Origin of the sequence: Brevibacterium sp. GP-SGM9 (assembly GCF_047300845.1) — a bacterium.
Lineage (GTDB): Bacteria > Actinomycetota > Actinomycetes > Actinomycetales > Brevibacteriaceae > Brevibacterium.
In genome coordinates this window covers 1,612,951-1,634,994 of the sequence record NZ_CP178563.1, presented here as the reverse complement: position 1 = coordinate 1,634,994, position 22,044 = coordinate 1,612,951, and the positions used below count along the sequence as shown (strand labels likewise).

The window sequence follows — 22,044 nt, the reverse complement described above, 5'->3', positions numbered from 1 at the left end:
TGTACTGGGTGGAGAACCTGGCTAGCGTGAAAATCAGCTCCGACGGCCGTCCCCAAGATGGTCGTCGATGCCGGGAAATCGATATCAGGTGAGTGGCGTACGGCCCTCCGTCTCATCACACGAGGATGAGTGATTTTCAGCGTGTGACGAGACGCCGTGGTCTTGAGCCGCCATCCTGCGCCCAAGTGGTTGAAGGAGATGCAATGACGTTACACACCGATCATGAATACCCAGGACACGACAGCAAGAAGCCCTCGACGACCGAAACCGGTGCCCGGAGGGAATCCGACGCCCATTCGCTGAGCGTCGGAAACGACGGTCCGCTTCTCCTCCACGATGTCGCCCTCGTCGAGAAGCTCGCCCGCTTCGACCGGGAGCGGGTGCCCGAGCGCAGCCCGCACGCGAAGGGTTCGGGAGCATTCGGCGAACTCGAGATCACCGCAGACCTCTCCGCTTACACGAAGGCGGATTTCCTGCAGCAGGGCAAGAAGACCCCGATGCTCGCCCGTTTCTCCACCGTCGCCGGCGAACTCGGCTCACCGGACTCCTGGCGTGACGTGCGCGGATTCGCGCTGAAGTTCTACACCGAAGAAGGCAACTTCGACATGGTGGGCAACAACACGCCCATCTTCTTCGTCCGCGATCCGATGAAGTTCCCCGACTTCATCCACTCGCAGAAGCGCACCCCCGATTCGGGCCTGCGCAGCAACAACATGCAGTGGGACTTCTGGTCGCTCTCGCCCGAGTCGGCCCATCAGGTCTCCTACCTCATGGGACCGCGCGGTCTGCCGAAGACCTGGCGGAACATGAACGGCTACTCCTCGCACACCTACATGTGGGTCAATGCCGAGGGTGAGAAGTTCTGGGTCCAGTACCACTTCCACACCGATCAGGGCGTGGAGAACATGAGCAACGAGGAAGCCGGGAAGATGGCCGGGGAGGACGCGGACATGCACCGCCGCGATCTGTTCGACGCGATCGAACGCGGCGACTACCCGTCCTGGACCGTCAACGTCCAGATCATGCCCTACGAAGAGGCGAAGACCTACCGGTTCAATCCCTTCGACCTGACGAAGACCTGGTCGAAGAAGGACTACCCGCTCGTGGAGATCGGCAGGTTCACCCTCAACGAGAACCCGTCGAACCACTTCGCACAGATCGAGCAGGCGGCCTTCAGCCCCTCGAACACCGTGCCCGGTACCGGAATCTCACCTGACAAGATGCTCATGGGCCGCGTGTTCTCCTACCCGGATGCGCAGCGCAACCGGATCGGCACGAACTACAACCAGCTGCCGGTCAACGCACCCGTAACGAAGACGAACGCGTACGACAAGGAGGGGCAGATGGAATACCACCACTCGGGCAACGCGCCGGTCTACGCCCCGAACTCGTACGGACGCGCCTACCAGGAAGAACAGGGCCCGGTCGACAACGGCTGGGAATCTGACGGCGAACTCGTCCGCAGCGCCTACACCCTCCACGCCGAGGATGACGACTTCGGCCAGGCACACACCCTGGTCCGCGGGGTCTACTCCGAAGAGGAGCGTCAAGGTCTCATCGAGACCGTCGTCGGAATGCTCCAGGACGGGGTCGAAGAGCCGGTGCTGACCAACGTGTTCACGTACTGGAAGAACATCGACGCCGAGGTGGGTCAGGCCATCGAGGACAAGTACCGCTCCGAGAGCTGAGCCTCGAACCTCGCGCTTCCAACTGCTACCCGACGGGCGCCCAGATACCTCGCGCCAGGTATCTGGGCGCCCGTCAGGTAGCTGGGGTCAGCCTTCTTTCGCAGCCCGCTGGGCGATGCGACCGCCCGCGAGGACCATCTCGACCTGCCTGGGCGAGAGGCCATGGCGGAAGGAGAACTTCCGACCGTCCGCCTCGGCGGTGATCGTCTCTCCTCGGCCCAATTCCTCGCGCAGCCTGCGGAACTCCAGCACATCGCCCTGGGACAGAGCGTCGTAGTCGTCCTCCGCGGCGAATTCGAGGGCGAGGACCCCGAAGTTCGCGAGGTTCTGCCAGTGGATGCGTGCCAAGGACTTCGCAACCACCACGCGCAGACCGAGGTAGCGCGGCGCGATGACAGCGTGTTCGCGCGATGATCCCTGACCGTAGTTCTCCCCGCCGATGATCGCGTGCCCGCCCTCGTGCTCGGCCGCACGTTTGGCGTAGGTGTCGTCGACCTGGATGTAGACGAACTCGGAGATCTTCGGAATGTTCGACCGGTACGGCAGCACACGAGAACCGGCCGGCATGATCTCATCGGTGGACACATCGTCGCCGACCTTGAGCAGGATCTCGAGGTCGATGTCGTCGGGCAGCGGATCGAACTCGGGGAGGGTCGAGATGTTCGAGCCCTTGACGAGTTCGACCTCCCTGGCCTCCTCGATCGGCAGGGGCGGAACGAGCATGGAGCGATTGGCGGAGAATCGCTCGGGCAGTCGCACCTGCGGGTAGTCCATGTCGAGGTCACGGGGATCGGTGATCCTGCCGGTGAGTGCCGCGGCGGCCGCGGTCTCCGGTGAGCAGAGCCAGACGGCGTCCTCGTCCGTGCCCGAACGGCCCGGGAAGTTCCGCGGCATGGTGCGCAGGCTGTTGCGGCCCACTGCCGGGGCCTCGCCCATGCCGATGCAGCCCATGCAGCCGGACTGGTGGATGCGCGCTCCCGAGCCGACGAGCGAGGTCAGCCAGCCGCCGGCGATGAGGTCGGCGAGGATCTCCCGTGAGGTCGGGTTGACGTCGAGGGAGACCTGGCCGTGGATCTGCCGGTCGGCCAGCGTCTCGGCGACGACGGCGAAGTCACGCAGCCCGGGGTTCGCCGAGGATCCGATGACCACCTGGAAGACGTCCTCACCGGTGACCTCGCGGACGGGGCGGACGTTGCCGGGAGAGGACGGTGCCGCGATGAGAGGTTCGAGCTGCGAGAGATCGATCGAATCGTGCAGATCGTACTCGGCTCCCTCGTCGGCGACGATGCGGGTGAAGTCAACGGCGCGGTCACTGGCCGTCAGATAGTCCTTGACCGCGTCATCGGCGGGAAAGACGGTGGCCGTGGCCCCGAGCTCAGCGCCCATATTCGCGATGACATGGCGATCCATGGCCGTCAGAGATTCCAGGCCCTCGCCGTAGTACTCGATGATCTTGCCGACTCCGCCCTTGACGCCGTGGCGGCGCAGCATCTCGAGGATGACGTCCTTCGCCGAGACCCAGTCCGGGAGCCGGCCGGTGAGCTCGACGCCCATGACCTGCGGGGAGCTGATGTAGAGCGGTTCCCCGGCCATGGACATGGCGATCTCGAGCCCGCCGACACCGATCGCCAGCATGCCCAGAGCCCCGGCCGCGCAGGTGTGGGAGTCCGAACCGATGAGCGTGGTCCCCGGCCTGCCGAAGCGCGACTGGTGCACCGGATGGGAGACGCCGTTGCCGGCCGGGGAGAACCACAGGCCGTAGCGCTGCGCCGCCGAGCGCAGGAACATATGGTCCTCGGGGTTCTTCTCATCGGTCTGCAGCAGGTTGTGATCGACGTACTGGACGGAGGTGTCCGTCCGGATCCGATCGAGTCCCAGAGCTTCGAGCTCGAGCATCACGAGCGTGCCGGTCGCGTCCTGGGTCAGGGTCTGATCGATGCGGATGCCGATTTCGCCGCCGGGTTCGAACGTCCCTGACTCGAGGTGCGAATCGATGAGCTTCAGAGCGACATTCTCAGCCATAGCGACCTCCTTCGGCGGCATCGACGCCACCTCGTGGTCCTTCCACGTTAGACCCGAGCGCGGGCACGGACAAGCCAGGTGACCCTGTCCTCCCACCGCCGTTCGTTCTCCGGTGACAGTGACACCGGCACACAGGAACACGCGCACACGGATGCGCGGATGACGCTGACGACCGAACACGGATGACGCGGATGATCGAGTACGGATGCGCGGATGACCGAGCAGGAGCATACTGGAGTCATGCCGGAGCTGCCCGAGATCGACGCACTCGTCGACTTCCTGCGCCCGCGCCTGACCGGGGACTTCATCGAACGCGCCCTCGTCGGCGAGCTGAGCATCCTCAAGACCGTCGATCCTCCGCTGGAGGCGATCGCCGGATTGGAGATCACCGGGTTGCGCCGCGTCGGCAAGGCCCTCATCCTCGAATTCGAGGGTCTCAGTCTCGTCTGCCGATTCGCTCGCATGGGCTGGCTGACCTTGCACGACGAGGTGCCGCTGACTCCGGTGAAGATGGGGAAGGGGCCCTTGGGGCTGCGTCTCCGCCTGGCCTCGGGAGCCGGGGTCGACATCGTGGAGCAAGGCACGAAGAAGAACGCCTCGGTGGCCCTGGTGACCGATCCGACCGAAGTCGCCGCCATCGCCGAGGCTGGTCCCGATGCGCTGAGCATTGACGTCGAGGAGTTCACCCGAGTCCTCAAGGGCTCGACCTCGCGGATCAAGACCGTTCTCGAGGACCAGAGGCTCATCAGCGGCATCGGCAACGCCTACTCCGACGAGATCCTCCACGCGGCCACGCTCTCCCCGTTCGCCGCGGCGAACGCCGTCGACGCCCCCGCCCTGCTCGAGGTGGTGCGCCACGTGCTCGGCGATGCTCGGGCGGCCCTCATCGGATTGCCCCCGGGAAAGATCAAGGCGGCGAAGAAACGCGGTTTCGCCGTCCACTCACGCGCCGGGCAGGTCTGCCCGGTGTGCGGGTCGACCATCGCCGAGGTGTCCTTCGCCGAGAAATCGCTGCAGTACTGTCCCGGCTGTCAGACCGGCGGGAAGAAGCTCAGTGACCGCAGAATGGACCGCCTGCTCAAGTGAGGGTCCCACCTGCTGAAACAGGGAAATAATCGCCGCCGGCCCTTCGTTGTCTCCGATGACAGAGAAGACCATGGACTCGAAGGAGCGAGATGACGCAGCACAGCCAGATCCCGGGAACCGACCTGAGCATCTTCCCGATCAGCCTTGGCACCAACACCTTCGGCTGGACCGCCGACGAGACCGAATCCCACGCCGTCCTCGACGCGTTCGTCGCCGCCGGCGGCAACTTCCTCGACACCGCCGAGTCCTATCCCGCCTGGGTGCCGGGCAACACCGGCCGTGAGTCCGAGACGATCATCGGCACGTGGCTGGCTGAGCGCGGCAACCGCGAAGACATCGTGCTCGCCACGAAGGTCGGGGACCATCCCGACCACAAGACTCAGGACCCTGCCTACATCCGAACCGCCATCGACGCCTCCCTGCAGCGCCTGCAGACCGACCACGTCGACCTCTACTACGCCCACCGGGACGATGAGGTCACCCCCATCGCCGAGGTGGCCCGCGTCTTCGACGAGATCGTCCGTTCCGGAAAGGCCCGGTATGCGGCCGTGTCCAACTACTCGCCTCAGCGCCTGGGCGAATGGCTCGCGGTCGCCGAGGCGGAGAACCTCGCGAAGCCCGTTGCCATCCAGCCCCAGTACAGCCTCGTCTTCCGCGAGGAGTACGAGACCGAGCTCGCCCCTCTGGTCCGCGAGCACAACCTCGGCGTGTTCACCTACTTCAGCCTCGCCGCCGGCTTCCTCACCGGCAAATACCGCACCGAGGCCGACCTCGAGGGCGCGAGCCGCGGCGGAATGGTCCAGGGCTACTTCAACACCGAGGGGCTCAAGGCCGTCGACGAGCTGCTCGCCGTCGCCGACGCCCACGGTGCGGCACCGGCCACGGTGGCACTGGCCTGGCTGCTGACCAAGGGAGTGAGTGCGCCGATCGTCTCGGCACGGACCCCGGACCAGCTCGACGCGCTGATGGCGGCACCGGAGCTCACACTCAGCGCCGAGGAGGTCTCCCGACTCGACCGGGCCTCCGCACCCTTCGCCTGAGCTGCGGTCGGCTCTCAGCCGCCTTCGATCGTTCGGTGGAGCAGCGGAGTCACCCGGTAGCGGACCATCTGCTTCATCGTCACCAGCGTGCGGGTGCGTTTGACCCCGGGGATCGCGAGGATTCGCCCGGCGATGCGGTAGAGATCGTCCGTGTCGCGGGCGACGACCTGGATGAGCGTATCGGCGGTGCCGGAGACGCCGATGACCTCGAGCACCTCAGGAATCCGGCCGAGTTCGTCACCGACCTCGTCGAGCCGGGACTGTTTGAGGTTGGCCATCACATGCGCCCGCAGCGGATAGCCGAGCGCCGCGGCGTCGACGCGATGATCGAAGGGATGCAGCCCCTCGGCCTCGAGCCGACTCAGCCGTGCCTGGGCGGTGTTGCGAGCGGCGCGCACCCGGTGGGCGATCCCGGCCACGGTCGCCCGCGGCTCCCGCACGAGCTCGAGGAGGATCTTCGCATCGAGGGCATCGGCGATTCTGCGCTGTCTGGCTGCGGACATGGGGCACCAACTTCCGTGAACGAAACTGTTACTCAACGATAGGTCACAGGGTTCGAGATTGAGCACTATGCTCAGTTTCATTTCTGAGTGTTGAGCACTCCGCGCAGATCTGTTTGGATCCTGACTACACCGATCGGCATCCTGATCGGTGCCCTGCCGACCGATCCCGTCGGCGAACTTTCGGGCGACCCCGCCCTCGGTGTGCAGGTCCACGCGCGACACATCGCGTTGGACCTGCACACGAACCCGGGGCCCAGCATGCCAGTTTCGAGGAGGAAACCGTGTCCGCCATCGCCCGTCCGGAGCTCTCAGCCGCACCCGCAACCGCACCCGCCGATCTCGCCGCACTCGAGGAGATTCACGATCGCCTCCTGTGGCTGGCGACCTCGATCATCCACCATGCCAATCGCGTCCGCCCCAACCGGAGCGGTCTCAAGGTCGGCGGGCACCAAGCCTCGTGTGCGTCGATCGCCTCGATCATGACCGCTCTGTGGTTCCACGAGCTCGGGCCAGAGGACCGCGTGAGCATCAAACCGCACGCCGGTCCCGTCTGGCACGCCATCAACTATCTCTTCGGCGACCTCGACGAAACGCAGATGACGAGCCTGCGCGCCTTCGGCGGTCTCCAAAGCTACCCGAGCCGCACCAAGGACCCGGTCCCGGCCGACTATTCGACTGGCTCCGTCGGCATCGGTGCGACCGCTCCGATCTGGGGCGCCGTCGCACGCCGCTATGTCGACTCCGGCCTGCGGCCCATCGGCACCGGCCGTCAGTACTCGCTCGTCGGCGATGCCGAACTCGATGAAGGCGCCGTCTGGGAAGCCGTCAACGATCCCGGGGTCAAACACCTCGGCGAGATCGTGTGGATCGTCGACCTCAACCGGCAGTCACTCGACCGCATCGTCCCCGACATCGCGGCCGGGCGGATCGAAGCGATGTTCGCCGCCGCCGGCTGGCAGGTCATCCCGGTCAAGTTCGGACGACTGCTCGAGGAGCTGTTCTTACGGGAGGGCGGGACGGCGCTGCGCACCCGCATCCTCACGATGTCGAACCCCGAATATCAGCGGATCCTGCGCTGCACTCCCGCGCAGCTGCGTGAGCGTCTGCCCGGCGAGGGCGAGGACGCGGGAAGCCTGCGCGCCCTCATTGACGACCTCGATGACGACACGCTGCTGGCCGCGATCAGGAACCTCGGCGGGCATGACATTCCGACGCTGCTCGAGGCCTTCGCACGGATCGATGACACCCGACCGAGTGTGATCATCGCCTACACGATCAAGGGATACGGGCTGCCGAGCTCCGGGCATCCGCAGAACCACTCGGCGCTCATCGACGAGGCCGAGTACGCCCAGCTGGCCAGTCGGGTCGGCCAAGACCCGCAGCATCCCTGGGCCCGGTTCACACCCGGAACTCCCGCCGAACGCCTCGTCACGGCGGCCGCCCGGCGTCTCAAGCGCACGGACTTCGCGCCGGCCCCGGCGGTGGACCTGCCGCGGGACCTCGGCAGGTCACACAAAGGCACCTCCTCGTCACAGGCGGCGCTCGGGCGGGTCCTCATGGACCTCAGCCGGCAGTCCCCGGAGACGGCCCGCCGGGTCGTCACCGTCAGCCCCGATGTGTCCTCGACGACCAACCTCGGCGGATGGGTCAACAAGGTCGGGGTGTGGAGCGCGGACGCGGCGAGGAATTGGTTCGCCGACGATGCGGAGACGATTCTGCAGTGGAACGAATCGGCGACCGGGCAGCACATGGAGCTCGGCATCGCCGAGACCAACCTCGTCGGCCTCCTCGGCGAACTCGGTGCGACTTGGAGTCGGTGGGGCGAACCGCTGTTTCCCATCGGCGTGATGTACGACCCGTTCGTCAATCGCGCGCTCGAGCCGTGGACCTTCGGCATCTACGCCGGTGGGCAGTCGATCCTCGTCGGGACTCCTTCGGGTGTCACGCTCGCCCCGGAGGGCGGTGCCCACCAGTCGATCACGACCCCTTCGACGGGGCTCGAGGTGCCCGGTCTGCTCACCTACGAACCGGCGTTCGCCCAGGACGTCGAGTGGACGCTGCTCCACGCCATGTCGCAGATGGGCAGGCCCGGCGGAGAGTCGGCCTACCTGCGTCTGTCCACCCGTGGGGTCGACCAGTCGCTGGCGGCTGTGCCCGCCGATCCCGCCGCCCGTGAGCGTCGCCGTCAGCAGACCGTCGCCGGAGCCTATCGGATCCGGTCGGCCGAGCGTCCGGCCGTGCGGTTGGTGGGAATGGGGGCGCTGATGACCGAGGTGCTCGCCGCCGCGGACCGTCTCGAGGAGCTCGGGGTTCCTGCGGAAGTCATCTGCGTGACGAGTCCCGGACTGCTCTACCGGGCGCTGCAGTCCAAGCAGCGTCGTGCGCCGGCCGGGGAGGTGGGGACCGCCTCGGCGGCCGAGAGTTCGTGGATCCTCGACCAGGTGTTCCCGGCCTCGAGTACGGCCCCGTTGGTCACCGTCCTCGACGGCCACCCGCACACGCTGTCGTTCCTCGCCACGATCAACCGCGTCGAGCACGTGGCCCTCGGGGTCAGCAGCTTCGGGCAGTCCGGTGACATCGACGATGTCTACCGCCATCACGGCATCGACACCGATTCGATCGTCTTCGCGGCCCTCGACGCGGTGCGCGGCTGAGCCCTAACCCTCCCCACTGCTACCTGACGGCGGCCTAGCCACCTCGCGCCAAGTATCTGGGCCGCCGTCAGGTAGCAGGGGCGAGGATGACTGCACCGTTCAGCGACCGCACCGCTCACTGACAGGGCGCGGTGATCCCCTCGACGCTGGAGCCGACCAGGGCGGCCGCGGCACGTTCGGCGATCATGATCGTCGGGGCGTTCGTATTGCCCGTGGGCACAAGCGGCATGATCGAGGCATCGGCGATGCGCAGCCCCTCGAGTCCGTGGACCTTGAATGAGGCGGGGTCGACGACCGCGGTCTCGTCCCGGCCCATCCGGCAGGTCCCGACCTGGTGGTGGTAGGTCACCACCGACCCGCGGACATAGTCCTCGAGATCCTCATCGGCCACCTCGGCGCCGGGGAAGATCTCTTCCGGCTGCCACGAGTCCAGGGCCTTCGCGCGACCGATCTGCCGGCACTGGCGCACCGAGGCGACGAGGGCGTCGACGTCGGCCTGCTCGGATAGGACGTGCGGGTCGATGATGATCGGGTCCTGCGGATTCGGTCCGCTCAGCGTCACCTCGCCGCGGGATTCGGGTCGGACGAGTCCGCCCTGGAGCGTGAACGCACCGCCGGGTCCCGGCCCGATCTGGGCAGCGGGAGCCGAATCCTGGGCGTACATCGGCACGGAGAAGAAGAGCGGCTGAGTGTCGGGGACCGGAAGCTCCGGATCTGATTTCCAGAACAGATGCACCTCGGCCGGTGCCACCTCACCCATCGGCACCTCGGTGTCACCGGTGGCGAAGACCACGGGCGAGAGCCAGTGATCCTGGAGGTTCTTGCCCACCCCGGGCAGATCGTGGACCGGTTCGACCTCGACCTCACGCAGCTCCTCGGCGGGGCCGATGCCCGAGCGCAGGAGCAGCTCGGGAGACGCCAGGGCGCCCGAGCTGAGAATGACCTCGTCGGCGCTGATCTGACCGGTGCGACCGCGGAAGTCGACCTCGACGCCCGTGACCTGTGTGGTCTCGATGAGCAGGCGGCGGGCGTGCGCGGAGGTGAGGATCGTGAGATTGTCGGCGCCGAGGCGGGGCTTGAGATAGGCGCGCCACGTGTTCAGCCGCTTGCCGTCCCGGACGTTGAGCTGGATCCGGGAGACGCCTTCGACGCAGCCGGAGTTGTAGTCCGGGTTGTAGGCCAGTCCGGTCTGCTCGGCCGCGGCGACCATGTCCTCCTGGAGTCGGTTGCGCGGGTAGTCGATGCGCACATCCATCGGGCCGTCCGTGCCGCGAGTCTCCGTGATCGCCCCGTCGAAGTTCTCGATGGCCGCGAAGACCGGGGACACCTCATCCCAGGACCAGCCGGGGCACCCGGAGTCGACCCACTGCTCGTAGTCCCAGGCGTCGCCGCGGACCCAGATCACGGCGTTGAGCGCATTCGACCCGCCGAGTACCTTGCCGCGCGGCAGATGGATCTTCCGGTTCATCGCGCCGGGCTGCGGAACCGTGTAATAGTCCCAATCCTGAGCCGAATGCCAGATCAGGCCGAGGTTGTTGAGATGGTCGATGTTCGGATTCGTCTCATCCCCGCCGGCCTCGATCAGGCACACCGTCTTCCCGGCATCGATGAGTCGGCGGGTGATCACGCACCCGGCGGATCCGGCGCCGACGACGATGTAGTCGAAGTGTTTGGTGGGCAGTGCGGTGGGGAAGGTGGCGCTCGCCTCGGCGACGGTGCCGGAGTCTGTGATGGTCATGGCGTCAGGCTAGTGAGCCGGGTCACCGCAGCGAAAGGGATCGGCAGCAAATCCGCACGCGTCGCCAATCCAGGCCGCGCACCCACGCACGCATCGTCAATTCCCCGCCTCAGTTGAACTCTCAGAACTACCCGACGGCGGCCCAGCAACCTCGCGCCATGTTGCTGGGCGCCCGTCAGGTAGCAGTGGGAGGGGTCAGGCGTCGCAGCAGCGGCCGCCGGAGGCCGGGGCCGGGACGTCGAGGACGGGGGAGCGGTCGAAGAAGCCCTCCGGCCGCAGCTTGAAGCCGACCGTGTCCACAGGCATGATCGGCCAGTCCTCGACCCGCGGGAAGTGGGTGAGGCCGAAGCTGTGCCAGAGGACGATGTCCTCACCGTCGACGCTGCGATCGGCGGCCGTCCACGCCGGCAGCCCCGCATGCCCCGGGTGCTGATTCGGGAAATCGCCCGTCGGGTAGCGTTCGTCCTCGTGATACTGCGTCACCCACAGTGCCTTCGACGCGAACGTCGCCCGCCGGTGGATCGAGGAATCCTCGGCCGCGAGCAGCGTCGGCAGCCCTGTGGGATGGAGTTTGTATCCGACCGGTTCGCCGAGGCGGTTGTTCGAGCTCGGGTTCGTGACCACCCAGGTCCGAGCCTTGGACTGGTCGGCGTCGCGTTGGGCTGCCAGCTCCGTGCCCAGCACCGTTCGTGACCGGCTGAACGCATTCCCGCGCGGGTTGTCCGCCGAGCTCGGCAGGCGCACGACATCCTCTTCCTCGACCCGGCACCTGCCGCCGTCGAGGGCGAAGTCGAGACGCGCCCCGAAGAGATGCTGATGGAACGGAGCGCCGAGGCCGGGTGCGATCTCCGAGGCGAAATCGCTCGAGCCGTTCGGCAGCGCCGAGGTGAACACGACGCCGGTCGCCTTGGCCTCGAACTCGATCGTCCCGTCGAGGTAGAGGTACCAGTAGAAGCCGTAGTCGTAGTTGCCGACCGTGGTGAAGAACGAGACCACGAAGCGCCGATTGCGCCGGGTGTAGGCCACCCCGGACCACAGGTCCGAGTGCTTGGCGAGGATCGAGGCGTCCTCCTCGTGCATGCAGATGCCGTTCTTGATCTGCCGCGGCTCGCCGAGGTTGTTCGCCACCCAGGGGGAGAGATAGGTGATGTCGCCGAGGCAGTCGCACCCGAGCTCGAGCGAATTCGCCCACTGCCCGACGAGGTATTCACCGGTGTCGAAGTAGTTCTGCCAGGACCGTACGGGCGAGGGATCCCCGTACGGGACGACCATCTCCGCGATCGCCGCCCGATCGAGGATCCTGCGTCGGCGCTCGCCGTCATCGAAGGCGATGTTGTGGAGGATGAGGCCTTCGCGCATGTCGAAGCCGACGTCGAGCGACCACTTCTCCCACTCGATGTGATTGCCCGCGGTGACTCTGAAGCTCGGGCCCTCGGGTTGGGTGATCTCGATCGGCTTCTGGCTTGTGCGCGGTGGCCCTGTCAGCTCCGGATCCGTGTAGTTGCCGTGCTCGGCGGGGACGGGCACGTCTTCGAGGTCGAGGATCTGATCGACGGTCCGGTTGGTGACATCGACATAGGCGACGAGGCCGTCGATCGGGTGCGCCCACGCCGAATCGGACTTGTGCTGCTGGAGGAAGGCGAGACCGCGCAGGATCCGCCGCCCCGACTCCTCGGGGTACTCGAAGACCCCGGCCGACAGGGGTGCCACCCGCACCTGGTCGAGAGGCAGACCGCGGCGCTCGAGGATCTCCTGCCACCTCGGGTCGGCGGCGAGGACGGCCTCGACGACCTCGAACTCCTCCTCCATGACGGGGAACTCGCCCTCGACGGTGGAGTCCACCTCGGCGACGGAGACCAGCCGGGAATGTGTGGCGGAGACGATGATGTCCTTCGCCGTGCCGGCGGACTTGTCGAGGACGAAGGCGCGGAAACGGCGGTCCGCCTCGGCGGTGATCTGCTCGGCCCGACCCGCACCTCGGACGGGATCGAGCAGACCGACATAGGCCAGGCGTGCGGTCTTGGGGAACTCGCCCGCCTCCCGCAGTGCCGCGGTCACGGTCGCGATCTCGGACTCGGTGGGCAGGGAGAACGCGGTGAGAGCGGTGGGAGCAGCCACCTCGGCGGATCCGGAATGGCAGGACATATGTGCACCTTTGCAACGTAATGTGTGTTCTGACTCACGCAATAATCTACGCTTGTAGAAAATAAAGTCAAGAGTGCCGCCATCGGAGATACGGAGGACGCATGCCCAAGATCGTCGACCACGACCAGCGTCGCAGCGAGCTCGTCGGGGCGACCCTGCGCATCATCGTCCGCCAGGGTCTGGCCGGGGCGACGATGCGCGACATCGCGGCGGAGGCGGGATTCGCCAATGGTGCGATCAAGTCCTACTTCGCCTCGAAGTCCGAACTGCTCGCGGCCACCTACCTCTACGTCTTCGAGGCGACGAACCGGCGCGTCGAACTGACAACCGCCGGACTGCGCGGCCTGCCCGCCCTGCGCGCATTTGCCTCCGAAGTCCTCCCCCTCACCCCCGAACTCCACGATGAGGCCAGGGTCGTCCTGTCCTTCTTCGCCGAGGTGGCGCAGAGTCCCGAGCATGCCCGCTCGACGCGGGGGACCATGACCCTGTGGAGGGGGTGGATCCTCGGCTGGCTGCGCCAGGCCAGCGAGGACGGTCGGTTGGCCGCCGAGGTGGTGTTCGAGCCCTGCGCCGAAGTCCTGCTCACCTACCTCCTCGGTGCCCAGACGACGGCGATCATCGGCGGGGACGTCGTTGATTTCGCGGGCCTCCGAGCCCAGCTCGACTTCCTTCTCTCCCGCATCTCGACCGAACATGACCGATCGGTCGGTAATTCCGCGCCGAACTCGTGACTCTCAGCACGGTTGCGGCTAGAGTGAGCGCCAGGTGATCGCCGACGCAGAGGTCGGCGGTCGGTCGTTTCTGTGGAGGACGTCGATGCTGCTCGAGAGCACAGCCTCAGACTTCGACGGGTGGCAGTCACTCGTCTCGGACTCGTTCGTGCCCTTGGACACCGAACCCCAGCGCCGCGGCGGGTTCCGCGGAACCATCGGCGCCCGCGACTACGACTCGGTCGTCATGTCCCACATCACCGCCAATCCCCACGCAGTGCTGCGCACCCCCGAGCTCATATCCGCAGGTGTCGGCGGCACCGACGGCAAGGCGCCACCGCAGAACTACTACAAGGTCTCACTCCAGCTCAAAGGGCACGGACTGCTCATCCAGGACGGTCGGGAGGTGTCCCTGGCCCCGGGATCGCTGGCGATCTACGACACCTCCCGGCCCTATACGCTCAGCTTCGACTGCGACTTCTCCTCCTACGTCATGATGTTCCCGCAGTCACGGGTCAACCTGCCCACCGACACCGTCCGGCAGCTCACCGCCACCTCGATCGGTGCCGACCACCAGCTCGGCGCCGTCGCCACCCAGATCATCACCCAGGCCGGGGCGATGCTGCCAACCCTCAGCCGCTCCGTCGGCATCAGACTGGCCGGCAACGTCGTCGACCTGCTCACCACCGTGATGGCCGACGAACTCTCCGACTCCGGCGAAGGTGCGGACGAGAGGCACCGCCTGTGGTCGGACATCACCGCTCATATCGAGGCCAACCTCGGCGACCCCAGGCTCTCACCATCGACCATCGCGGCCGCCCACTTCATGTCGGTGCGCACCCTGCACCAGATCTTCGCCGGCAGCGGGGACACCGTCGCCGGGGAGATTCGCCGGCGCCGGATCGACCGCTGCCGCCAGGACCTCGCCGACCCGCTGCAGCGCCAGGTCCCCGTCTCAGCGATCGGGGCCCGCTGGGGACTGAGCGACCCTGCCCACTTCTCTCGCCTCTTCCGTGCGGCCGTGGGTCGCCCGCCCGCGGAATTCCGTCGTATGACCGCCGAAGGATCGACCCGCCGAGGCTGACCGGCGCTCTTCCCGCACCGATCGTCAAGCTCTCTGCCTGCAAAGCCAAGACGCGGAGGCCCGCCCAGGGCCATGCTGAGTGCACAGACACAGACGTCAGGTGGATCTCATGAGCATTCTCGGATCGGAACCGGCCGCAGACAGCGCGGCCACTCCGGACACCACGGTGACCGCGGGCCTCGATGCCCGCCGCATCGGCACCCCGGCACTCGTCTTCATGATCATCGCCGCCTCGGCGCCGCTGACCGTCGTCGCCGGGGGAGTGCCGAGCAACTTCGCGGTCACCGGACTGACCGGGATCCCGCTGTCCTTCGTCGTCCTCGGCATCGTGCTGATCCTCTTCGCCATCGGATACGCGGCGATGAGCCGTCACGTGCACAACGCGGGAGCCTTCTTCGCCTACATCTCGAAAGGCCTGGGCAAACCCGTAGGCATGGGCGCGGCACTGACCGCGCTCGTGGCCTACAACGCGATGCAGATCGGCATCGCCGGAATGTTCGGATTCGTCTTCTCCTCATTCCTCGACTCGCTGTTCGCGATCGAGGTGAACTGGTGGATCTGCGCACTCATCGCCTGGGTCATCGTCGGGATCATGGGCGTCTCGAGGGTCGACTTCTCCGCCAAGGTCCTCGGCGTCATCGTCGGCACCGAATTCCTCGTCGTCATCGTCTTCGACATCATCGGGCTCGGTCACAGTCCGGGCGGTGTGAGCGCGGCCGGCCTGCTGCCAGGGGAGCTCTTCGCTCCGGGCGTCGGTGCGGCCCTGGCGTTCTCGATCGCGGCCTTCATGGGCTTCGAATCCGGTGCCATCTACAACGAGGAGGTCAAGGACCCCAAGCGCACCGCGGGCCGGGCGACGATCATCGCGGTGTCCATCATCGCCGTGTTCTACGCCTTCTCCGCCTGGGCCATGGTCGTCGGCGAAGGGGCCTCGAACGTCATCGGCCGGTCCCAGGAGTTCGGGCCCGACCTCATGTTCGTCTTCCTCGGCGAGCACGCCCCCGTGTGGTTCGTCGATCTCGCGAACCTGCTCTTCCTCACCTCTCTGCTGGCCGCTCTCGTCGCCTTCCACAACATCGTCGCCCGCTACTTCTTCGCCCTCGGTCGCGACCGCGTGCTGCCGACCTTCCTCGCCCGGACATCGCGCCGGTCGGGTGCCCCGGTGGCCGGATCCCTCGCCCAATCGGGGCTCGCGCTCGTCGTCATCGTCGTCTTCGCCATCGTCGGCTCCGGCACTGAGGATCCGCTGTTTCCCGTCGTCACCCTCTTCACGTGGCTGACGAACATGGGCGCCTTCGGCCTCGTCCTGCTCATGGCGCTGACCGCGCTCGCGGTGATCGGCTTCCTCCGCACTCGTGCCGACGAATACTCCCTGTGGACCCGGGCCATCGCACCAGGGCTCGCCGCGATCGGACTGGCCGCGCTCTTCATCGCCATCGTTGTGAACTTCAACGTCCTCATCGGACTCGAGGGCGCCTCGGTGCTGTCCTGGCTGCTGCCGGCCATCGTCCTCATCCCCGGCGTCATCGGCACCATCTGGGCCCTGCGACTGCGCTCGAGCAGACCGGGACTCTATGCAGGAATCGGTTCGGGTGGTTCGCTGGGATGAGAAGCCCGCCCACCCCGATTCCGATCCCACCCCGACCCCGACTCCATCCCTAACCCGACTTCACCATCACGTGCAGCGAAGGAGAGACCACATGACCACCGATCTCACCACCACCGAGGCCTTGCGCAGGGCAGTCGATGACCCGAGCGGTCGCGAAATCCACGATCCCGCCACCGGCGAACTCGTCGGACGCACCCGCGAAGGCAGCGTCGCCGACATCGTCACGGCCGTGACCGCCGCCCGCGCGGCCCAGCCCGACTGGGCGGCCCGCTCAGCCCAGGAGCGCAGCGACCTGCTGAACAGGGCCGCCGACGCCGTCGAAGCCTCCGCCGAGGCGCTGGCCGAACTGCTCTCCCGCGAACAGGGCAAGCCGCTCAACGGACCCAATGCCCGCTTCGAGGTCGGGGCCTGTGCGGCCTGGCTGCGCGCCAACGCCGCCTTCGAACTCGACCCCGAAGTCCTCGTCGACGACGGTGAGACCCACGCCGAGCTCCACTACGATCCCGTCGGCGTCGTCGGAGCGGTCGGCCCATGGAACTGGCCGATGATGATCTCCGTCTGGCAGTTCGCACCGTCATTGAAGATGGGCAACACCGTCGTCCTCAAACCCTCGGAGTACACGCCGCTCTCGGTCCAGGCGCTCGTCGCTGTCGTCAACCAGGTGCTGCCGGCCGATGTACTCACCGTCGTCCCCGGCGACGGTGCCGTCGGAGCGGCCCTGACCAGCCACGATGGTGTCGACAAGATCATGTTCACCGGGTCGACGAAGACGGGTCAGGCGATCATGCGCACCGCCGCGGACAAGCTCGCTCGGATCACACTCGAACTCGGCGGCAACGATGCCGGGATCGTGCTCGAGGACGCCGACCCGGCCGCGATCGCCGGCGACCTGTTCTGGGGTGCCTTCATCAACACCGGCCAGACCTGTGCGGCGATGAAGCGCCTCTATGTTCCCGATTCCCTCTACGATCAGGTCTGCGACGCCCTCGTCGAAGTGGCCGCACAGTCTCCGATGGGTGTGGGGCTGAAGGAGGAGAACGTCCTCGGTCCCCTGCAGAACAAGCAGCAGTACGACATCGTCGCCCGACTCGTGCAGGCGGCGAAGGACTCCGGTGCCCGAGTCCTCACCGGGGGAGACCCGGTGGCCGACCAGCCCGGCTACTTCTACCCGACGACCCTGGTCGCCGACATTGACAACGACAACCCGCTCGTTGCCGAGGAGCAGTTCGGGCCCGCCCTGCCGATCATCAGGTACAGCGACCTCGACCAAGCCATCGCCTGGGCCAATGAGCTCGAGGTCGGACTCGGCTCCTCGGTGTGGGGCAGCGACCTCGACGCCTGTAAGAGCGTGGCGGCCCGTCTGCAGGCGGGCTCGACCTGGATCAACAAGCACGGGGCCGTCGACCCGCGTGTGCCCTTCGGCGGAGTGAAGAAGTCCGGCTTCGGTCTCGAGTTCGGTCTCGAAGGGCTCAAGCAGGTCAGCGTCCCCCACGTCATCAGCTGGTAACCCTCCCCAACTGCTACCTGACGGCGGCCCAGCCACCTCGCGCCAGGTATCTGGGCCGCCGTCAGGCAGCAGCCAGGGGGGCTTCGGGGAGGATCTCGCGGATGATGTCGAGGACTCGGGCCAGTGCCTCGGAGGGGTTGTTGTGCCGCCAGCCCAAGGCCAGGGTGAAGGCCTCGGTGCCCTCGGCGAGCGGAACGTAGCTGACCCCGTCGATGCGAATGTGGTCGGAGGATTCGACGACGAGCGCGATGCCGACCTGCGCCCCGACGAGCGCGAGCAGGCTGTAGGGATCCGGTGCTTCCTGGGCGATGCGGGGCAGGAACCCGGCCTCGTCGGCCAGGCGCATCATCACTTCGCGCACCTGAGAACCATGGGAGGGTGCGTAGGAGATGAAAGGTTCGTCGGCGAGCTCGGTCATCGACACGCGTTCCCGTTCGGCGAGCCGATGAGTGCTCGGGACCGCGGCCATGACGGTCTCCTGCCTGATGACATGGACATTCACGCCGGCCGGAGCCGGAGGGCTGATCACGGCGAGATCCATCTCTCCGTCGCGAACGGCCAGGGCGGCTTCGCCCGAGTAGGTCTGCGGGTGGAGCTCGAGGCCGATGCCCGGATGGCGGTCCGCGACTTCTCTTGAGAGCAGCGAGAGGATCGAATAGCCGCTCGTGCCGCCGAAGCCGACCCTGACCCGGCCGACCGTCCCCTCCTGGGCCGCTCGGGCGATGCGCCTGGCACCCGCGACCTGGTCGCCGATGGTGCGGGCAGGGTCGAGCAGGGCCTCTCCCGAGGGGGTCAGCCTGACCCGTCGAGTGGTGCGTTCGAACAGCGGCACCCCGAGGTCCTTCTCCAGGGCCCGGATCATCTGGCTCAGGGCCGGCTGGGCGATGTGGAGCTTCTCGGCGGCGCGTCCGAAGTGGAGTTCCTCGGCGACAGCGACGAATGCCGAGAGGTGTCGCAGTTCCATCGGATCGCCTCCTGTGGCCGGCCCGGCCGCACCGATTGCACGGGTCGACCAATTGATAAAGAATCGATAATGATCACCTAGATATTAAGTCTTGGACACCCGGTAATGGAAGTGGAAGAGTGGCTTCCGGCAATGAAGCACACCCACCTCCACCTCGGGAGACCACACATGAGCAGCACCGGATCAGCGTCGATCCCAGAGCCCACTCCAGCGGCGATCGACCCCAAGCAGGGACGTCGCGCAGGCGTGGCCGCCTTCGTCGGCACCACCATCGAATGGTTCGACTTCTACATCTACGGCACCGCCTCGGCGCTCGTCCTCGGGCCCCTTTTCTTCCCCGATGTCAGCCCCGCAATGGGCACGCTCGCCGCTTTCGCCACCTTCGCCGTCGGCTTCATCGCCCGCCCGCTCGGCGGCGTCATCTTCGGCCACTTCGGTGACAAGTTCGGTCGCAAGAACACCGTCATCACGACCCTCATGCTCATGGGGCTGGCCACAGTCGGAGTCGGCCTCCTGCCCACCTATGAGCAGATCGGCTTCATGGCACCGATCCTCCTCGTGGCCCTGCGGATCATCCAGGGCGTGGCCATGGGCGGCGAATGGGGCGGAGCGGTCCTCATCGCCACCGAATTCGCGCCACCGGGGAAGAAGATCCTCTACGGTGCCTTCGCCCAGCAGGGCTCACCGGTGGGCAACCTCCTCGCCACGGTCGCCTTCCTCGGTCTGACCTACATGAGTGCGGAGAACTTCGGCGACTGGGGCTGGCGGATCCCGTTCCTCGCTTCGGCAGTGCTCATCATCGTCGGTCTCTACATCCGACTCAAGATCACCGAATCGCCGGAGATGATCGCGGCGACCCAGAAGGAACCGCAGCAGCGCACTCCTCTGGTCGAACTGCTCCGCGATCATTGGAAGGTCGTGTCTCTGGCCATCGGAGCGGTGGTGACGGGAGTCGCGATCACCTACGTCAAGACCACCTTCGCCCTGTCCTGGGCGACGACCGACCTCGGATTCGGGCGCACAGAGTTCCTGCAGGTCATCACCGTGGCCCTGATCGCGCAGGTGATCGTGCAGCCATTCGGCGCAATCCTCGCCTCGAAGATCGACGCCCGCAAGGCGATCCTCATCATGCTTCTGCCCGAGCTCGTGCTGCTGCCGCTGATGTTCGTGCTCATCCAGACCGGCAGCTACGGACTCGCAATGCTCGGCATGGTGCTGGCCACCGCCCCGCACGCCATGTATTACGCAGCCCTGGCCGGGGTGCTCGCCCAGCTGTTCCCGACGACCATCCGCTACACCGGCATCTCCGTGGCCTATCAGGTCTCGACGGCACTGTTCGCCGGCACCGCCCCGTTCCTCAGCCAGGCTCTGCTGGGCGCGACCGGTTCGATCTGGGTCGTCGTCGGCCTCGGCCTCGGCTACGTCCTCATCTCCGCGGTGTGCATGTCTCTGCTCCTGCGGGCAAAGGCGTGGACGGGCCGTGAAGGAGAACCGGGCCACCTCGCCGAGGCGGAGCCGAAACCCAGCGTCAGCCGCTGACGACCACCCCAGAAGAGAAGAACACAGAAGGACAGATGAACTACGTCGATCTCGACCCCGCCCTCGCACCGCTTATCGAGTCCTACCTCGACCCGGCCGACCGCGCACTGCTTGCCCCAGTGCTCAGCGCGCTTGGCACCGACGCGGCCGAGCGCCTGGCCCCGCTCGCCGATGTCGCGGACAAGAACCCGCCGACCCTGGCCCAGTTCGATCGAGAGGGCGACCGGGTCGATGCCATCGACTACCACGCGAGCTACCAGGAGCTGCAGAAGGCCGCCTACGAGGAGTACGGGCTCTCCGCGCTGTCCCACCGTGGACTGCACGGCTGGGACGAGGCGCCCCCGCATCTGATCAAGTACATCCTCTCCTACGTCTTCGTGCAGGCCGAGTTCGGTCTCGCCTGCCCGGTGTCCATGACCGATGCCGCCGCACGGACCCTGCGGAAGTTCGGCGAAGGCGAGCAGATCGCCGAGGCGGTCGAGCGTCTGATCTCGACCGATCCCGAGCACCGATTCACCGGGGCCATGTTCATGACCGAGATCCAAGCCGGCACCGACATCGCCCAGACATCGACCGTCGCCGAACGCGACGGTGAGAACTGGACGCTGTCCGGCCGCAAATGGTTCGCCTCCAACCCCGACGCCGACATCATCCTCACTCTCGCCCGCTTCCCCGGAGGAGAGGACTCCACCCGCGGCGTCGGACTGTTCATGCTGCCCAAGCGGCGCCCGGACGGGACGAAGAACTCCTATGTCATCGACCGTCTCAAGGACAAACTCGGCACCCGGTCGATGCCCAGCGGAGAGGTCACGCTCAACGGAGCCTACGCCGTCCAGGTCGGGGCGCTCGAGCGCGGCTTCCGGCAGATGGCGGAGATGGTCAACACCTCTCGCCTGTCCAATGCGATGCGAGCCACGGCACTCATGCGCAGGTCCATCAACGAGGCGCTCGCCCACGCCCGCACCCGCGTCGTCTTCGGCGAGCCGCTCGTCAAAGCGCCGCTCATGCGCATGACCCTGCTGCCGCTGCAGGCCGAGGCCGAGGCCGCCCTGGGGCTCGTCTTCCACTCCGGTGACATGCTGCAGCGCGGCGATGCCGGAGATGCGGACGCCGCGGCTCAGATCCGCGTGCTCACTCCGCTGGCCAAGCATTACATCTGCAAACGCGTGCGCTTCGTCGCCGGGGAGGCGATGGAAGTCCGCGGCGGCCGCGGCTACATCGAGGAATGGCCCGACGCCCGCCTCGTCCGCGATTCCCACCTCGGCTCCATCTGGGAGGGCTCGAGCAACGTCATTGCCCTCGACGTGCTGCGCTGCCTGCGCAAGCAGAACACGCACCGCCTGTTGGCGCAGTCGATGACCGCGAAGCTCAACGACAGCACCCTCGCCGAGGCGGACTCCGAGATCCGTGAGCTGCTGAGTCGGTGGGAGGCCATCGTCTCCCGTGGAGACGCGCTGTTGGCCGCACAGTCTGAGGCCGAGGCACTCATCGGCAACTACGCCGACGACCTGGCACAGCTCATCATGGCGACGCTGCTGCTCGAACAGGCGGGCGGCGAGGTCGCTCGCGAGGAGAACTATCGCACACTTCTCGTCGCCAAGGCCTTCATCGCGGGCGCCATCGCCCGCGATGACACAGCTGTGGCGCGTCTCCTGTCCCATTTCGAGGACATCGTCGACGGAGTGGCAGTGTCCCGCGAGGTCGCAGCCTCGACCACACTGACGCCTGTGGCATGAGGCCACACGAAAGTCTGGA

At 66.7% G+C, this 22,044-nt stretch carries 15 protein-coding genes; 10 read left to right on the top strand and 5 right to left on the bottom strand.

The annotated features are described in order from the left end of the window. The first annotated feature begins 203 nt into the window (after positions 1-203). Positions 204-1,688, top strand: a complete 1,485-nt coding sequence (locus ACH82I_RS07510; protein ID WP_230747971.1) for a catalase — start codon at positions 204-206, stop codon at positions 1,686-1,688. Positions 1,689-1,775: 87 nt separating this feature from the next. On the opposite strand, the gene ACH82I_RS07505 is transcribed toward ACH82I_RS07510, so the two are convergent. Continuing rightward, positions 1,776-3,710 (bottom strand): aconitate hydratase, encoded by a 1,935-nt coding sequence (locus ACH82I_RS07505; RefSeq protein WP_413336522.1) that lies wholly within the window; start codon positions 3,708-3,710, stop codon positions 1,776-1,778. Positions 3,711-3,923: 213 nt separating this feature from the next. On the opposite strand from ACH82I_RS07505, the gene ACH82I_RS07500 reads away from it, so the two are divergent. Together ACH82I_RS07500 and ACH82I_RS07495 are read left to right on the top strand one after the other, a co-directional pair. Further along, positions 3,924-4,796 carry a DNA-formamidopyrimidine glycosylase family protein gene (locus ACH82I_RS07500; RefSeq protein ID WP_413336521.1) on the top strand — a complete coding sequence of 291 codons (873 nt, stop codon included), beginning with the start codon at positions 3,924-3,926 and terminating at the stop codon, positions 4,794-4,796. 89 nt (positions 4,797-4,885) lie between these two features. Beyond that, complete coding sequence (locus ACH82I_RS07495) at positions 4,886-5,836, top strand: aldo/keto reductase (protein ID WP_413336520.1); 951 nt, start codon at positions 4,886-4,888, stop codon at positions 5,834-5,836. A 14-nt stretch (positions 5,837-5,850) separates the two neighbouring features. Here ACH82I_RS07495 and ACH82I_RS07490 read toward each other — a convergent pair whose 3' ends face one another. After that, on the bottom strand, positions 5,851-6,339 hold the full coding sequence (locus tag ACH82I_RS07490) for an Lrp/AsnC family transcriptional regulator (protein WP_413336519.1): 489 nt from the start codon (positions 6,337-6,339) through the stop codon (positions 5,851-5,853). 290 nt (positions 6,340-6,629) lie between these two features. Between ACH82I_RS07490 and ACH82I_RS07485 the strand changes: the two genes are divergently transcribed. After that, entirely contained in the window at positions 6,630-8,993 is a 2,364-nt protein-coding gene (locus tag ACH82I_RS07485) for a transketolase-like TK C-terminal-containing protein (protein ID WP_413336745.1), read from the top strand. A 115-nt stretch (positions 8,994-9,108) separates the two neighbouring features. Here ACH82I_RS07485 and ACH82I_RS07480 read toward each other — a convergent pair whose 3' ends face one another. Continuing rightward, entirely contained in the window at positions 9,109-10,731 is a 1,623-nt protein-coding gene (locus tag ACH82I_RS07480; RefSeq protein WP_413336518.1) for a GMC family oxidoreductase, read from the bottom strand. A gap of 195 nt (positions 10,732-10,926) precedes the next feature. After that, entirely contained in the window at positions 10,927-12,876 is a 1,950-nt protein-coding gene (locus tag ACH82I_RS07475) for a primary-amine oxidase (RefSeq protein ID WP_413336517.1), read from the bottom strand. Between the two features lie 101 nt (positions 12,877-12,977). On the opposite strand from ACH82I_RS07475, the gene ACH82I_RS07470 reads away from it, so the two are divergent. The 4 genes from ACH82I_RS07470 (at position 12,978) to ACH82I_RS07455 (ending at position 17,786) form a co-directional block, all read left to right on the top strand. After that, on the top strand, positions 12,978-13,607 hold the full coding sequence (locus ACH82I_RS07470) for a TetR/AcrR family transcriptional regulator (RefSeq protein WP_413336516.1): 630 nt from the start codon (positions 12,978-12,980) through the stop codon (positions 13,605-13,607). Positions 13,608-13,641: 34 nt separating this feature from the next. Further along, positions 13,642-14,670 (top strand): helix-turn-helix domain-containing protein, encoded by a 1,029-nt coding sequence (locus ACH82I_RS07465; protein ID WP_413336515.1) that lies wholly within the window; start codon positions 13,642-13,644, stop codon positions 14,668-14,670. Positions 14,671-14,779: 109 nt separating this feature from the next. Next, positions 14,780-16,279, top strand: coding sequence for an APC family permease (locus tag ACH82I_RS07460; protein ID WP_413336514.1), 1,500 nt, complete (start codon positions 14,780-14,782; stop codon positions 16,277-16,279). Between the two features lie 91 nt (positions 16,280-16,370). After that, positions 16,371-17,786 (top strand): aldehyde dehydrogenase family protein, encoded by a 1,416-nt coding sequence (locus ACH82I_RS07455; protein ID WP_413336513.1) that lies wholly within the window; start codon positions 16,371-16,373, stop codon positions 17,784-17,786. Positions 17,787-17,847: 61 nt separating this feature from the next. On the opposite strand, the gene ACH82I_RS07450 is transcribed toward ACH82I_RS07455, so the two are convergent. Continuing rightward, complete coding sequence (locus ACH82I_RS07450; RefSeq protein WP_413336512.1) at positions 17,848-18,750, bottom strand: LysR family transcriptional regulator; 903 nt, start codon at positions 18,748-18,750, stop codon at positions 17,848-17,850. Between the two features lie 168 nt (positions 18,751-18,918). Here ACH82I_RS07450 and ACH82I_RS07445 point away from each other — a divergent pair, with 168 nt between their 5' ends. Both ACH82I_RS07445 and ACH82I_RS07440 read left to right on the top strand, forming a co-directional pair. Next, positions 18,919-20,289 carry an MFS transporter gene (locus ACH82I_RS07445; RefSeq protein WP_413336511.1) on the top strand — a complete coding sequence of 457 codons (1,371 nt, stop codon included), beginning with the start codon at positions 18,919-18,921 and terminating at the stop codon, positions 20,287-20,289. Between the two features lie 35 nt (positions 20,290-20,324). After that, positions 20,325-22,025 (top strand): acyl-CoA dehydrogenase family protein, encoded by a 1,701-nt coding sequence (locus tag ACH82I_RS07440; protein WP_413336510.1) that lies wholly within the window; start codon positions 20,325-20,327, stop codon positions 22,023-22,025. Positions 22,026-22,044 lie beyond the last annotated feature (19 nt).

Bases quoted from the DNA above. Each gene is read 5' to 3' on its own strand.
- ACH82I_RS07510 (WP_230747971.1), top strand. From the start codon at position 204: ATGACGTTACACACCGATCATGAATACCCAGGACACGACAGCAAGAAG.
- ACH82I_RS07505 (WP_413336522.1), bottom strand. From the start codon at position 3,710: ATGGCTGAGAATGTCGCTCTGAAGCTCATCGATTCGCACCTCGAGTCA.
- ACH82I_RS07500 (WP_413336521.1), top strand. From the start codon at position 3,924: ATGACCGAGCAGGAGCATACTGGAGTCATGCCGGAGCTGCCCGAGATC.
- ACH82I_RS07495 (WP_413336520.1), top strand. From the start codon at position 4,886: ATGACGCAGCACAGCCAGATCCCGGGAACCGACCTGAGCATCTTCCCG.
- ACH82I_RS07490 (WP_413336519.1), bottom strand. From the start codon at position 6,339: ATGTCCGCAGCCAGACAGCGCAGAATCGCCGATGCCCTCGATGCGAAG.
- ACH82I_RS07480 (WP_413336518.1), bottom strand. From the start codon at position 10,731: ATGACCATCACAGACTCCGGCACCGTCGCCGAGGCGAGCGCCACCTTC.
- ACH82I_RS07475 (WP_413336517.1), bottom strand. From the start codon at position 12,876: ATGTCCTGCCATTCCGGATCCGCCGAGGTGGCTGCTCCCACCGCTCTC.
- ACH82I_RS07470 (WP_413336516.1), top strand. From the start codon at position 12,978: ATGCCCAAGATCGTCGACCACGACCAGCGTCGCAGCGAGCTCGTCGGG.
- ACH82I_RS07460 (WP_413336514.1), top strand. From the start codon at position 14,780: ATGAGCATTCTCGGATCGGAACCGGCCGCAGACAGCGCGGCCACTCCG.
- ACH82I_RS07455 (WP_413336513.1), top strand. From the start codon at position 16,371: ATGACCACCGATCTCACCACCACCGAGGCCTTGCGCAGGGCAGTCGAT.
- ACH82I_RS07450 (WP_413336512.1), bottom strand. From the start codon at position 18,750: ATGGAACTGCGACACCTCTCGGCATTCGTCGCTGTCGCCGAGGAACTC.
- ACH82I_RS07445 (WP_413336511.1), top strand. From the start codon at position 18,919: ATGAGCAGCACCGGATCAGCGTCGATCCCAGAGCCCACTCCAGCGGCG.
- ACH82I_RS07440 (WP_413336510.1), top strand. From the start codon at position 20,325: ATGAACTACGTCGATCTCGACCCCGCCCTCGCACCGCTTATCGAGTCC.